A 12,660-nucleotide genomic window follows, 5' to 3' on the forward strand; every position below is an offset into this window, starting at 1 on the left:
CTAACTCGGTGATCTTCGCCATGGAGCCGGTCACGGACGGGCCTCCACCGGGGCGGCGAACGGGACGGTGCCCGCCTCCGGGGCGCGCGGTGCCGCCGGGTGGGCCCACAGCCCGCGCCGCTGAAGCACCGGCAGGACGCCCTCGCCGAACCAGTACGCCTCCTCCAGGTGCGGCACCCCGGACAGCACGAACTCCTCGATGCCGAGGCGGTGGTACTCCTCGATCAGGTCGGCGACCTCGGTGTGGCTGCCCACCAGCGCGGTGCCGGCGCCGCCGCGGACCAGGCCGACGCCGGCCCACAGGTTGGGGTGGATCTCCAGGTCCGAGGTGTCGCCGCCGCGGTGCAGTTCCCGCATCCGCCGCTGCCCCTCGGACTCGCTGGTCGCCAGGCCCTCCTGCACCGCCTTGACGCGGTCGGGGTCCATCGCCGCCAGCAGCCGCTCGGCCTCGGCCCACGCCTGCGCCGAGGTGTCCCGGCTGATGGTGTGCAGCCGGATGCCGAACCGCACCTCGCGGCCCAGCGCGGCGGCCCGCGACCGTACCTCGTCCATCTTCTGCTTCACCTGCCGCGGCGGCTCGCCCCAGGTGAGGTAGACGTCCGTGTGGCGGGCGGCCACCTCGACGGCCGCGGGCGAGGAGCCGCCGAAGTAGATCAGGGGCGCGGGCTCGGGCAGCCGGTTCAGCCGGGCGCCCTCGACCCGCAGGTGCGCGCCGTGGTGGTCGACCGTCTCGCCGGTCCACAGCCGCCGCACGATGTCGAGGAACTCCCCGGTACGGGCGTACCGCTGGTCCTTGTCGAGGAAGTCGCCGTACGCGCGCTGCTCGGCGGACTCGCCGCCGGTGACGACGTTGAGCAGCAGCCGGCCGTGCGACTGGCGCTGGTAGGTCGCGGCCATCTGCGCCGACAGGGTGGGGCCGATCTGGCCGGGGCGGAAGGCGACGAGGAACTTCAGCCGCTCGGTGACCTGGGTGAGCATCGCCGTGGTCAGCCAGGCGTCCTCGCACCAGGCGCCGGTCGGGGTCAGCGCCCCGACGAAGCCGAGCTGCTCGGCGGTGCGGGCGATCTGGCCGAGGTACTCGACCGAGGCCGGGCGGTCCCCGGCGGCGGAACCGGGGGCGGCCCCGTGACCGCCGCCCACGACGTGCCGGCTGTCACCGGTCGTGGGCAGGAACCAGTGGAACGTGAGGGCGGGCATGGCGGGTCTCCCGGAAGGTGCGGCTGGAGGGCTGGAGCAGGCCGTGGCGGGGCGGCCGGGTGCCGTCGAGGACGTACCGGCCGAGGTGCTGGATCTGCCGACGGGCCGGGGCGTGCGGGGCGGGGGCGTCGCGCCCGTGCCGGTGCGGGTCGGGGGAGGCGAGGGCGGACCGGGTGCCCGCCACCTCGAACAGGGCGCTGGACACCTCCCCGGTCGCCCGCGCCGCCCGCGCATCGGCGGCGGCCGGCGCGACGGACACCTCGGCGGCCGTGCCGTCGGTGAGGCGGGAGCGGGCCGCGGCCGGGCGCCCGGCGGGCATCCCGGTCAGCCCGCGGCGGCCAGCAGCGGGGTCCGGCCGAGCGCTGCCGAGAACTGGTCGACGACCTGGCCGAGCGCCTCGTCGGCGGCCGGCGCGACGGTGAGGGAGCCGTCCTCACGCACCGTCAGTTCCTTGTCGAGGGTGAACCAGCCCTGGACGATGTGCGCGGCGCCCATCGAGTTCAGGACGGGCCGCAGCGCGTAGTCGAGGGCGAGGACGTGCGCGGTGCTGCCCCCGGTGGCCAGCGGCAGCACGGTCTTCCCGGTGAGGGCGTACTGCGGCAGCAGGTCCAGGAGCGCCTTCAGCACACCGGAGTACGCGGCCTTGTAGACCGGGGTGCCCACGACCACGCCGTCGGCGCGGGCGAACAGCTCCGTCGCCTCGACGATCGCCGGGTGCCGGAAGTCCGCGCCGAGCAGTGCCTCGGCGGGAATCGTACGGACGTCGAGCGGTATCACCCGGTGGCCCTGGGCGAGGAGCCGCCGGTCCAGGTGGCGCAGCAGGCGCTGGGTGCGGGAGGTGGCGGAGGGGCTGCCGGAGACGGACAGGACGGTGGCCATGAGGTCCTCTTCCGAAGGGGGAGGGAGACGGGCGGGGAGGGTCCGGGGGCCGGACCGGCACGGTGGCGGACCCGTCCGGGACGGACACGAGAACCCCTGTCGCGGAACGACGGGACGTCACCGCGCGCCCGGACACGGGCCGGCACACGGCCGGGCGGCTACGGGCGGGACGCGGGAGAAGGGGCGGCGGATACGGGGATCAGGCCGCGGAGCGACAGGCGGCGCTGGAGACACGCGCGAGGTCGACATGGCGTCGCCGCGTGAGGTCCAGTCGCATGGTCATGGTTCGATGCTGACAGCGCCCGGCCGGGGCCGTCAAGGAGAACCCGGCCGTTCTCGCATCCCGGACCACGGGATGCGACGGCCGCCGGGGGCCGCTGTTTCGGAACGCGAGGCCCGGTGACCCGGAGCCCATGAAGCTCACCCACCGCTCCGCCCGGAAGCCGGCCGGCCCGGTCGCCGTCGGTGCCGCCGCCGGCGCGGTCGCCGCCGGCGGCATGCTGCTCGCCCGCAAGGCACTGGCCCTCGCCAGGACCGGCAAGGGGCACCCCCTCAAGCACCGGGCGCTCGACCTGGCCGCCGCCGCCCTCCAGCCGAAGTACCCGCTCGACGCGATGAGCACGTACCTCAACGGCTTCCACATGTACGCCGACGACATGGGCCGGCAGGTCGAGGCCACGCATTTCTGCGTCCACCTCCGGCACGACCTGCACCAGTGCGTGATCTTCGACCGGAACGCGCCCGACGCGCGGCTCATCGGCATCGAGTACATCATCGGCGAGGAGCGCTTCCGGGCCCTGCCCGAGGACGAGAAACGGCTCTGGCACAGCCACCACTACGAGGTGAAGTCCGGCACCCTGACCGCCCCGGGCATCCCCGACCTGGCCGAGCACGCCTACTTCACCGACCTGGTGTCGACGTACGGGAAGACCTTCCACACCTGGCAGTACGACCGTGACGACTTCCCCTACGGCATCCCGCAGCTGATGATGGGCCTCACCGAGGACGGGCAGATCGACGAGGCGCTGGTCGAGGACCGCGACCGGCGGCTCGGCGTGTCCTCGTCCCGCAAGCGGGAGCAGCGCGCCGGTATCCCGATGCCGGACGTGGCGCCGGGCGCCAACTCCTGGGAGAGCGGGCGGACCGTGCAGACGCGGCTGGAGGAGCGGGACTTCAAGCGGTGACGGGCGGGGTGCCGGACGGGACGCGGCTGGCTGGCTGGCCGCCGACTGCGGTTCACCGGCCGCCGCGACGGAGGCCGGCCGTACGCCCGCCCGGTAGTTGGTGGACGCCGGTCCGGTCCTGCCCGTGCTCGACGGCTTCGACGAACTCCCGCCGGCCGCGCGCCCGGCCGCGCTGCACGCCCTCACCCGCGAACTCGACTCCGGCCTGCTCACCTGCCGCACCGCCGCCTGGGCGGACGCGGTGCGGCGGGGCGGCGTGCTGCCCGGCGCCCGTGCGGTACGGCTGCGGTCGCTGGACCTCGCCGCCGTACGCGCGTACCTGACGCGCGCCACGGGGCGCGGCGGTGCCTGGGCACGGGTGCCGGAGGCGCCGCCGGCCCGGCCGGCGCGAGCCCTGCGCTCGCCGCCGGCGGTGACCCTGGCGCGCACGGTGTACGAGGACCCCGCCCGCGACCCGGCCGAGCTGGCCGACCCCGCGGCTTCCGCACGGCGGAGCGGATCGAGGAACACCTGCTGGACGCCTGCGTACCGACGGCGTTCGCGTCCCGGCGGTCGGAGCCGCGGCCGTAGGGGCCGGGCCCGGTGCGCGTGGCCGCCGCCGCCCTCCTGCCGGAGGAGAGGGGCGGCGGTCGCGTGTGTCCGGCACGGGCGAGAGGGACGGCCACTGCCGTGCGTCCGGCACGGGCTCGCCGGTCTACGGCAGAGGACGACCTTGCCGACCACCGCGCCGGACTCCGCCAGCCGTACGGCTTCGGCGACCTCGGTGAGCGGGACGTGCGCGGCGACCTGGGGGCGCAGTTCACCGGCGGCGAGGAGGGCGAGGAGAGGGCACGCCGGAAGCCCCCGGCGGTCAGCGGTTACTAGACGACCGGTCTAATGCCGTGCTACGTTTCCGTCATGCCCACCACCACGCGCAGCGCCGCCACCCGTCGCGGCATCCTCGACGCCGCTCAGCGGATCATGGCCCGCAAGGGCTACTCCGGGGTGGGCATCAACGAGGTGCTCGCGGAGGCCGGCGTACCGAAGGGGTCCTTCTACCACTACTTCGCCTCCAAGGACGCCTTCGGCGAGGCCCTGCTGAAGCGGTACTTCGACGAGTACGTCTCCGACATGGACCGGCTCCTGGCGCGGCCCGGCACACCGGCCGCCGAGCGGCTCATGGCCTACTGGCGGCAGTGGCGGGAGACGCAGAGCGTCGACGAGTGCCAGGGAAAGTGCCTCGCCGTGAAGCTCGGCGCCGAGGTGGCCGACCTGTCGGAGCCGATGCGGCTGGCCATGAAGACGGGCACCGACGCCATAGTCGACCGGCTCGAGCGCGCCATCACCGGCGGCCTCGCCGACGGTTCGATCACGGTGGACGGCGATCCCCGCGGCACCGCGCAGGCCCTGTACGACATGTGGCTCGGCGCGAGCGTCATGGCCAAGATCCACCGCGGTCCGGCACCCCTCGACACCGCCCTGACCGTCACCCGGCACCTGCTCCACCTCTGAGTCCGGCAGTTCCCGCCCGGCCGTGACCCACGGCTCGGGCTTCCGCCCACCCAGCCAGAGACGACCGGTCTACTGGCTCACCGGAAGGACACCACCATGAAGGTCCTCATCGTCCTCACCTCGCACGACCGGCTCGGCGACACCGGCCGGAAGACCGGCTTCTGGCTGGAGGAACTGGCCGCTCCCTACTACCGCTTCAAGGAGGCCGGCTGGGACATCACCCTGGCCTCCCCCGAGGGCGGCCGTCCCCCGCTGGACCCCAAGAGCAACGAGCCCGGCTTCCGGACCGAGGAGACCCGCCGCTTCGAGGCCGACCAGGAGGCCGTGGCCGCCCTCGCCCACACCGTCCGCCTCGACGGCGTCTCCGCCGACGACTTCGACACGGTCTTCTACCCCGGCGGCCACGGCCCGCTCTGGGACCTCGCCGAGGACGCCGACTCCGTCCGGCTCATCGAGTCCACCCTGCGCGCGGGCAAGCCGCTCGCCCTGGTCTGCCACGCCCCCGGCGTCCTGCGCCACGCCGTGAACGAGGACGGCACGCCCCTCGTCCGGGGCCGGGACGTCACCGGGTTCGCCAACTCCGAGGAGGACGGCGTCGCCCTCACCGACATCGTGCCCTTCCTGGTCGAGGACGAGCTCAAGCGCCTCGGCGGCACCTACACCAAGACCGACGACTGGCAGCCGTACGTCGTCCGGGACGGCCTGCTGATCACCGGGCAGAACCCGGCCTCCTCGGGGCCCGCCGCCTCGGCCCTCGTGGAACTGGTCCGCACGCGGGGCGTGTGACGCGGGGGCCTGCCGAGCGGCCCCCGCGAGGGGTCAGCGCAGCGGGCCGGCGGCCGACTCGGCGGCGGCCAGGGCGCGGCCGGAGACGACGTACCGCACGCTCTCCTCGATCTCGGGGGCGAGCCAGCGGTCCGTGCCGGGGCCGGGGACCGTCTCGCGCAGCCCGTCGCGCACCGCCGCCGTGGCCGGCCCCGGGGTCAGCGGGGCGCGCAGGTCGAGGGCGCGGGCGGCGGTGCACAGCTCCACCGCGAGGACCCGGCCCAGGCCGTCGAGGGCGCGGCGCAGCTTGCGGGCGGCCGACCAGCCCATCGACACGTGGTCCTCCTGCATCGCGCTGGAGGGGATCGAGTCGACGGAGGCGGGGGCGGCGAGCCGCTTCAGCTCGGAGACGATCGCGGCCTGCGTGTACTGCGCGATCATGTGCCCGGAGTCGACACCGGGGTCGTCGGCGAGGAAGGCGTTGAGTCCGCGGTTGCGGGCGGGGTCGAGGAAGCGGTCCGTGCGGCGCTCGGAGATCGAGGCGACGTCGGCGACCGAGATGGCCAGGAAGTCGAGCACGGCGGCGACCGGGGCGCCGTGGAAGTTGCCGTTGCTCTCCACCCGGCCGTCAAGGGTGACGACGGGGTTGTCCACGGCGCTCGCCAGCTCCCGGGAGGCCACCAGCTCGGCGTGGGCGAGGGTGTCGCGGGCCGTGCCGTGCACCTGCGGGGTGCAGCGCAGCGAGTAGGCGTCCTGCACATAGACGCAGTCCGGGCCGGCGTGGCTGGCGACGATGTCCGAGCCGGCGAGCAGGGAGCGCAGGTTGCCGGCGCTGTCCGCCTGCCCCGGGTGCGGGCGGAGCGCCTGGAGGTCGGCGGCGAACACGGCGGCGGTGCCGAGCTGGCCCTCGACGCTCATCGCGGCGGCGATGTCGGCCGTGCGGAGCAGGCGGCGCAGGTCGTGGGCGGCCAGGACGAGCATGCCGAGCATGCCGTCGGTGCCGTTGATGAGGGCGAGGCCCTCCTTCTCCTCCAGCGCGACCGGGGCGATGCCCGCCTCGGCGAGCGCCTCGGCGGCGGGCTTGCGCACCCCGTCGGCGGTGCGGACCTCGCCCTCGCCCATGACGGCGAGCGCGCAGTGCGCGAGGGGGGCGAGGTCGCCGGAGCAGCCGAGCGAGCCGTACTCGTGGACGACCGGGGTGATGCCGGCGTTCAGCAGCGCGGCGTACGCCTGCGCGGTCTCCGTCCGTACGCCGGTGCGGCCCGTGGCCAGCGTGGAGAGCCGCAGCAGCATCAGCGCGCGGACGACCTCGCGCTCGACCTCGGGTCCCGAGCCCGCCGCGTGCGAGCGCACCAGGCTGCGCTGGAGCTGGGCGCGGAGTTCGGTGGGGATGTGGCGGGTGGCCAGCGCGCCGAAGCCGGTCGAGACGCCGTAGTGGGGCTTGGCGTCGTCGGCGAGGGCCCGGACGACCTCGCGGCTGCGGGCGATCTCCGCCAGCGCGTCGGGGGCGAGGGCCACCGGGGTGCCGAGACGGGCGACGGACACGACTTCGTCGGCGGAGAGCGGGCCGACACCAACAACAACGGTCATGGATCAATGAAGCCGCGGGCAGGTGCGGGTCCGCGAGGGGAGTGACGCCGTCGGTGTCTGGTATCCCAGATGTTCCGCGGTCGACTGTCTGGGATACCAGACAGGGAGAGGTCGGCACCGCTGGTCTACTCTCGTCCCATGGGTATCGTCCCGGCCGCCGCGCAGGTCCTCGCCGTGCTGCGCTATCTGGCGCGGCAGGCGGCTCCCGTCCCCGCCGCCGCCATCAGCCGCGACGTGGGCCTGCCGCGCTCGACGACGTACCACCTGCTCGACACCCTCGCGGCGGACGGTTTCGTGGTCCATCTGCCGGAGGAGCGGCGTTACGGCCTCGGCGTCAGCGCCTTCGAACTCGCCTCCGGCTACCAGCGCCAGGCCCCCCTCCAGCGGCTGGCGCGGGCACCGCTGGCCGCGCTCGTCGACCGCACCGGGTACAACGCGAACCTCGCCGTGCTGCACGGCCGCGAGGTCATCTACGTCATCGAGGAGCGGGCCCCCGGCCGGGCGCCGCTCGTCAGCGAGGTCGGGGTGCGGCTGCCGGCCCACCTGACCGCCAGCGGCCGGGCGGTGCTGGCGCTGCTGCCCGCCGCGCAGGTACGGGCGATCTTCCCGGACCGGTCGGCGTTCGTGCTGCGGCACGGCGTCGGTCCCGCGTCGCTGACCGCGCTGCGCGGGCTGCTGGCCGAGGCGCGGCGCCGGGGCTGTGCGACGGAGGAGGGCGAGATCACCCCCGGCCTCTCCTCCGTGGCCGCGCCCGTGCTGGACCACCACGCCCACCCGATCGCCGGTGTCTCCGTCACCTTCCCCGGCGACGCGGCCGACGCGGCCGAACGCGACCGGATCGCGGGCCAGGTGGCGCAGACGGCGCGGGAGCTGACCCGCCGGGTGGGCGGTGTCACGCCGGGGTGACGCCGGCGGGCTCCCCCTCCCGGCCGGTGCCGGGACCGCCCGTGTCGAGGCGGTGCTCCCCGGGACCCGCGGTCACCGGGGCAGCCCGGCAGTTCCACGACCGCCTCGCAGCCGGGCACGGTGATCCGCGCGGTCAGCCCGTCCGGAGTCTGTTCCCAGCCCGTCGCGGCCGTCCCGCAGGGGCTCTCGTGGCGGGCCTTCGCCCAGGTGATGCCGCCGCCCGGACGGAGGCGGAAGCGCCGGGCCCGGTCGCCGGCATGCCCGCGCCGGTCGTCGCGGAGGAGTCCGCAGCACGGGCGAGGGAGTAGGCGGTGGGGGTGTCGCTGGTCATGCGGCCGTCCGGGCCCCGCAGGCGTTCCGGACGGCCTCGGCGACCTCGTCGGCGAGGCGCCCGTACCGCTCGGCCGGTCCGGTGCGGCCCAGCTCGCGCGCCGACCACGCCATGTGCCGGGCGGACCGGGCGAAGCAGGCGGTGGCCGCCGGACGACGGTCGGTGCGGGAGGCGGCCGGGCCGTCCGGCGGGGCCGGCCCGGCCGCCCCGTTGGTGGCCGGTGTCCCCCGGCCGGTCCGGGCCGGCCGGGCCACCAGGTCGACCCAGGTGCCCTGCGCAGGCGGCCCCTCGCTCATGAGGGCCCGGCAACCGGAAGCACGTACTCGCCGGCGAGCCGCGCCAGGTGCAGCGGAAGGGGCCGGGCGAGCGGTGGGTAGTCGTCGTGGTGGCGGAGCTGGTGCGCGAGCGTCGCCCACTCCGCCGGCCGGTCGGGCGGGTCGTCTGCCCGCCCCGAGTCCGCCAGCGCCTTCCCGGACAGACAGCCGAGCACGGTGATCTCCAGTTGCCCGGGGTTCCACGCGGTCTTCCCGGGTGCTGTCCGGCCCCGCGCCGTGGGCACCAGCTTCATGAGCCCCTTGGGCAGTTCCGCCACCGTGTGCGGTTTCGACGCCGTACTCGCGAAGACACGGCCCTCTGGGTCCGCCGTCCCCCACACACCCTCGGCGAGGCCGACCGCGCCGCACCTGTTGCACGCCCGTGGCCAAAGGCGGCGTTACCTGGTCGAGAAGACCACTACCGCATGCTCACGCATCAAAGTGAGGCCGGTGGGGCTCGACTCCGCTTGACGCGGATATGAGGCGACAGGCCCCACCGCAGAAGCCTCTCCGTCCAGCGTCTCGACACCTCCAGCACCGCCGGACCCGGATTCCCTCAGCCACAACAGAGGACATTTCATGATGTATCCACCGCACAGCAGCGCGTTCGCCTCGGTGAGGCGGCACTTCGACGATCCCCGGATCAGTGACGCGGTTCTCGTGATCGTCCCGCCGGACGCCCACGGGGCCGAGCCGGCCCGGCTGACCGCCGCCGAGACGCACCAGGCCCTGTACGGTCCCGGCTCCGACCCGCAGTTCACCGCCGCGGTCTGGCGGGAAGTCATCCGCACCGCGCAGAGCGACCTGTCTCCGCACGGCACCGGGAAGCTCCTGGCGATCTGGCTCGCCCTGCCCCGGTTGACCGGGACGGTCCACCGGGTCTGCGCGCGTCTGCGGGCCGATCGGTCGGACGTGGAGGCCGAGATGGTCCTGGCTCTCCTGGAGAAGCTGGCGGACCGCGACGGCGCGAGCCGTCTCTCCGGCTCCGGTCTGATGCACGCGGCGCGCGCCAGGGCGTGGCATCTCGCCCGGGAAGGTCTGCGGGAGCTTCCCTCCACCCAGATCGAGCGCATCGCCCAGGATCAGGCTCTCACCGCGTCCGGCGGGGAGGCGGACGCTCCGGCGGAGGAGAGCCTGGACGTGCGGGTCGACCGTCCGGACGGCCCGGACGGGCTGTGTGCACCGCTGCGCTTCCGGGTACGCCCGGAGCATCTGCGCCGCCAGGGGATCTTCGTCGACACCGGCGACGGGTCGCAGGACCGTCCGGCGGGCCACAGCCCCGGGAAGAGGCGACGGCCCGGGCGCCGCGCGGGCACGCCGCCGGTCCGCCCCGCGGGGAGGCGGGCATGAAGGACCCGGCAGAGGGCCGACTCAGCTTCACGGAGATGTTCGACCTGCCCGTCGCAGTGGACCTGCGCACGGCGGCCCGAGCGCTCGGCATCGCCTCGACCACCGCGTACCGGTTGATCCGCGAGGACGAGTTCCCCTGCTCCGTGCTCCGCATCGGACGCAGGTACCGGATTCCGACCAGCGAGCTGATGCGCGCCCTGGGGATCGAGGACCGTCCGCTGTACAGCGTGGACCCGGAAGGGGACACGGACGGTCCGAACGCCGGCGTCTGACAGGAAGGAAGAAGGAGCGCCAGGCGCTCCCACCACCGTGCGGCTCCGTGGCGCCGGCCACGGGCCGCACGGCCCCCGGTCATGCGACCGGCGCCTGTCACCCTCGGACGTGCCGGTCGACGAGCCGCACCAGCACGTCATGACGAGGCGCTCATCCCCGACCGCCGCAACCGGTGCCGGTACCGCAGCGGTGCCTCCCCCACCTCCCGTTTGAACGCGGTGCTGAAGGCGCTCTCCGAGGTGTAGCCCAGCTGCCCGGCGAGGGCCCCGATCCGGACGTCGCCGTCCCGCAGGGCCCGCCGGGCCAGCAGCATCCGCCAGGAGTTGAGGTAGGTCAGCGGGGGCACACCCGCCACCGCGCGGAACCGTACGGCGAACGACGTCCGCGACATCGCCGCCGCACGGGCCAGCTCCTCCAGCCGCCAGGGCCGCCCGGGTTCGCGGTGCATGAGGGTCAGCACGGGACGGAGCCGTTCGTCGGTCAGCGCCTTCAGCCATCCCGGCGGCAGTTCGGCCTGGCCGACGTAGGCCCGGAGCACCTCCAGGAGCAGCAGCTGGGCGTGCTGGCGCACCGCGAAGGCGGCACCCAGCCGCTCGCCCGTCACCTCCTCGACCAGCCGGTCGGCGCAGGCGCGCAGGGCGGGCGCCGCGGCGTCGGACGCCCGGATGTGCGCCACGGGCGGCAGCGCCTGCGCCAACAGCGCCGCACCGGCCGGGTTCAGCCCGACGTGACCGCCGAGGATGACGTCGTCCACGGCGAAGTCGGCGCCGCCGACGCTCAGGGCGTACCTCCCCGGCTCGGGCGCGAACTCCACGGCGGGACCGTCCCCGGTGCCGCCCTCGGCGCGCAGCCACGAACGGCCGGTCAGCACCGCGACGTCACCGGCCTCCATGTCGATCGGGGTGTCGAGCCCGTCGGCCCACAGCCGGCACCGGCCGCGGACCATCACCGACAGCTTCACGGGACTCGTGATCGCGGACCGCGTGATCCAGCGCCCGCGCACCGCGAACGCGCCGGAGAGCTGGCCGCGGACCTCGACGAGGTCGAACACCTCCGACAGCTGATCGTCGTCCATCGCCGAACTCTCGCGAAAGAAAACCGTCCCGTCAAGCATTCCGGGTTCGACGGGAACCTCGGAGACTGGAGCCACGGTCGGCGGGATCACCCCCTTCCGGCAAAGTCCCCGAGAAGGAGCACACCGTGCAGGAAACCGTTCCCGTGACGAAGGACCCGTCGACGTACGCCGCCGGCTTCCCGGTACCGGCCCCCACCCCCGTCTCCTCCCACTACCCCGTACTGATCGATGTCCCGGGGCGCCCGGTCCCGCTGGCGGTCCGCGTGACGGCCCCGGCGACGGGCACGGAACTGCCGGTCATCGTCTTCTCGCACGGGCACGGCCCGTCGACGTTCGTCCCCTCGTTCCACGGTTACGGTCCTCTGGTCGACTTCTGGGCCGCGCACGGCTTCGTCGTGTTGCAGCCCACGCACCTCGACGCCACCTTCCTCGGTCTGCGCGAGGCCGACGACCCGGACGCGCCGCTGTACCTGAAGTCGCGGGCCGACGACCTCCGCCGGATCGTGGACGGCCTCGGCGACATCGAACGCGCCGTTCCGGGACTGGCGGGACGTGTGGACACCGGCCGGATCGCCGCCGTCGGCCACTCGGCAGGCGGCCACACGGTCGGCCTGGTCTCGGGCCAGACCATCACCGACGCGAGCGACGGTTCGACGGTGGGAGCCGTCGACGAGCGCTTCGGCGCCCGCGTCATGATCGCCGCACCCGGCCGGGGCGAGGACCTGGACGGCCCGGCGGCCCAGCCCTACGCGCCGCTCACCACGACCGCCTTCGACGGGATGACCCCGAAGGTCCTCGTCGTCGTGGGCACGAAGGACCAGAACCCCTTCTTCTCCGGCCGGCAGGACTGGCGGAGCGACGCCTACACGGCGGCTCCCGTGCCGAAGACCATGCTGGAGATCTTCGACGCGGAGCACGGGCTGGGCGGCATCTCGGCCTTCGACGCGGCCGAGACCACCGACGAGAACCCCGACCGCGTCGCCGCCGTACGAGCCCTCGTCTGGGCCTATCTGCGCAGCGAGCTGTACCCGCGGGACCCGGCCTGGCCCCGGGCCACCGCGGTACTCGCCGACAGCGCCACGCCGGTCGGACGCGTCGAGTCGAGGTAGCCGACGCGCACGACGGCGGCCCGGCCGGAGCGGCCCCCGAGGGCCCGGTCACCCGGCGGCCGGCGCGTACCGCTCACCGCGTGACGCGCGGGACCGCTTCTCGGGGGACCCGGCGCCCGCGGAGTGCCTCGCACGAACCGACGTGTCTCCCCTGTGTCGCCCGCCCCGTGGCGGACGGCATCGCCGACAACGCCGC

At 74.6% G+C, this 12,660-nt stretch carries 14 protein-coding genes and 2 pseudogenes; 7 read left to right on the forward strand and 9 right to left on the reverse strand.

The genetic code is table 11. From position 1 onward, the window contains the following. Window positions 1-30: 30 nt before the first annotated feature. The 4 genes from Sdagh_RS10705 to Sdagh_RS36950 form a co-directional block, all read right to left on the reverse strand. A complete protein-coding gene (locus Sdagh_RS10705) occupies window positions 31-1,197 on the reverse strand; it encodes an LLM class flavin-dependent oxidoreductase (protein WP_190078307.1) in 1,167 nt (388 codons plus the stop codon). Continuing rightward, window positions 1,154-1,516, reverse strand: coding sequence for an acyl-CoA dehydrogenase family protein (locus Sdagh_RS10710; protein ID WP_190011922.1), 363 nt, complete (start codon window positions 1,514-1,516; stop codon window positions 1,154-1,156). The genes Sdagh_RS10705 and Sdagh_RS10710 overlap by 44 nt, the downstream gene beginning before the upstream one ends. Before the next feature lie 5 nt (window positions 1,517-1,521). Continuing rightward, window positions 1,522-2,076 carry an NADPH-dependent FMN reductase gene (gene ssuE / locus Sdagh_RS10715; RefSeq protein ID WP_189423788.1) on the reverse strand — a complete coding sequence of 185 codons (555 nt, stop codon included), beginning with the start codon at window positions 2,074-2,076 and terminating at the stop codon, window positions 1,522-1,524. Between the two features lie 199 nt (window positions 2,077-2,275). Continuing rightward, on the reverse strand, window positions 2,276-2,575 hold the full coding sequence (locus Sdagh_RS36950; RefSeq protein ID WP_372478435.1) for a putative leader peptide: 300 nt from the start codon (window positions 2,573-2,575) through the stop codon (window positions 2,276-2,278). Here Sdagh_RS36950 and Sdagh_RS10720 point away from each other — a divergent pair. The 3 genes from Sdagh_RS10720 (at window position 2,490) to Sdagh_RS10735 (ending at window position 5,537) form a co-directional block, all read left to right on the forward strand. After that, window positions 2,490-3,260 (forward strand): OBAP family protein, encoded by a 771-nt coding sequence (locus Sdagh_RS10720; RefSeq protein ID WP_190078306.1) that lies wholly within the window; start codon window positions 2,490-2,492, stop codon window positions 3,258-3,260. The genes Sdagh_RS36950 and Sdagh_RS10720 overlap by 86 nt on opposite strands. Window positions 3,261-4,157: 897 nt before the next feature. Then, window positions 4,158-4,751, forward strand: a complete 594-nt coding sequence (locus Sdagh_RS10730; RefSeq protein ID WP_189423784.1) for a TetR/AcrR family transcriptional regulator — start codon at window positions 4,158-4,160, stop codon at window positions 4,749-4,751. Between the two features lie 96 nt (window positions 4,752-4,847). Then, window positions 4,848-5,537, forward strand: a complete 690-nt coding sequence (locus Sdagh_RS10735; RefSeq protein WP_190078305.1) for a type 1 glutamine amidotransferase domain-containing protein — start codon at window positions 4,848-4,850, stop codon at window positions 5,535-5,537. Window positions 5,538-5,570: 33 nt separating this feature from the next. On the opposite strand, the gene hutH is transcribed toward Sdagh_RS10735, so the two are convergent. Continuing rightward, window positions 5,571-7,106, reverse strand: coding sequence for a histidine ammonia-lyase (gene hutH / locus Sdagh_RS10740; RefSeq protein WP_190011926.1), 1,536 nt, complete (start codon window positions 7,104-7,106; stop codon window positions 5,571-5,573). Window positions 7,107-7,244: 138 nt separating this feature from the next. Here hutH and Sdagh_RS10745 point away from each other — a divergent pair, with 138 nt between their 5' ends. Further along, a complete protein-coding gene (locus tag Sdagh_RS10745; RefSeq protein WP_189423780.1) occupies window positions 7,245-8,012 on the forward strand; it encodes an IclR family transcriptional regulator in 768 nt (255 codons plus the stop codon). A gap of 80 nt (window positions 8,013-8,092) precedes the next feature. On the opposite strand, the pseudogene Sdagh_RS36955 reads toward Sdagh_RS10745, so the two are convergent. The 3 genes and pseudogenes from Sdagh_RS36955 to Sdagh_RS10760 all read right to left on the reverse strand — a co-directional run. After that, window positions 8,093-8,257, reverse strand: a pseudogene (locus tag Sdagh_RS36955) (alpha-L-rhamnosidase C-terminal domain-containing protein); the annotation flags it as partial. 82 nt (window positions 8,258-8,339) lie between these two features. Beyond that, window positions 8,340-8,639 carry a hypothetical protein gene (locus tag Sdagh_RS10755; RefSeq protein ID WP_190078304.1) on the reverse strand — a complete coding sequence of 100 codons (300 nt, stop codon included), beginning with the start codon at window positions 8,637-8,639 and terminating at the stop codon, window positions 8,340-8,342. Further along, window positions 8,636-9,004 (reverse strand): annotated as a pseudogene (locus tag Sdagh_RS10760) (RNaseH domain-containing protein); the annotation flags it as partial. The gene Sdagh_RS10755 and the pseudogene Sdagh_RS10760, both read right to left, overlap by 4 nt. A 232-nt stretch (window positions 9,005-9,236) precedes the next feature. On the opposite strand from Sdagh_RS10760, the gene Sdagh_RS10765 reads away from it, so the two are divergent. Together Sdagh_RS10765 and Sdagh_RS10770 are read left to right on the forward strand one after the other, a co-directional pair. Further along, window positions 9,237-10,007 (forward strand): hypothetical protein, encoded by a 771-nt coding sequence (locus tag Sdagh_RS10765; protein ID WP_190011935.1) that lies wholly within the window; start codon window positions 9,237-9,239, stop codon window positions 10,005-10,007. Then, the gene (locus tag Sdagh_RS10770) at window positions 10,004-10,279 is read left to right on the forward strand and encodes a helix-turn-helix domain-containing protein (RefSeq protein WP_189423778.1); all 276 of its coding nucleotides are present in this window, start codon (window positions 10,004-10,006) and stop codon (window positions 10,277-10,279) included. The genes Sdagh_RS10765 and Sdagh_RS10770 overlap by 4 nt, the downstream gene beginning before the upstream one ends. Window positions 10,280-10,416: 137 nt before the next feature. On the opposite strand, the gene Sdagh_RS10775 is transcribed toward Sdagh_RS10770, so the two are convergent. After that, complete coding sequence (locus tag Sdagh_RS10775; protein ID WP_190078303.1) at window positions 10,417-11,355, reverse strand: helix-turn-helix transcriptional regulator; 939 nt, start codon at window positions 11,353-11,355, stop codon at window positions 10,417-10,419. A 125-nt stretch (window positions 11,356-11,480) separates the two neighbouring features. Between Sdagh_RS10775 and Sdagh_RS10780 the strand changes: the two genes are divergently transcribed. Continuing rightward, window positions 11,481-12,464: an alpha/beta hydrolase family protein gene (locus Sdagh_RS10780; protein ID WP_226535011.1), complete on the forward strand. Its 984-nt coding sequence runs from the start codon at window positions 11,481-11,483 to the stop codon at window positions 12,462-12,464. The last annotated feature ends 196 nt before the right edge of the window (window positions 12,465-12,660 follow it).

The organism is Streptomyces daghestanicus (genome assembly GCF_020521275.1).
In the GTDB taxonomy this organism is placed as follows: Bacteria; Actinomycetota; Actinomycetes; order Streptomycetales; family Streptomycetaceae; genus Streptomyces; species Streptomyces griseoviridis.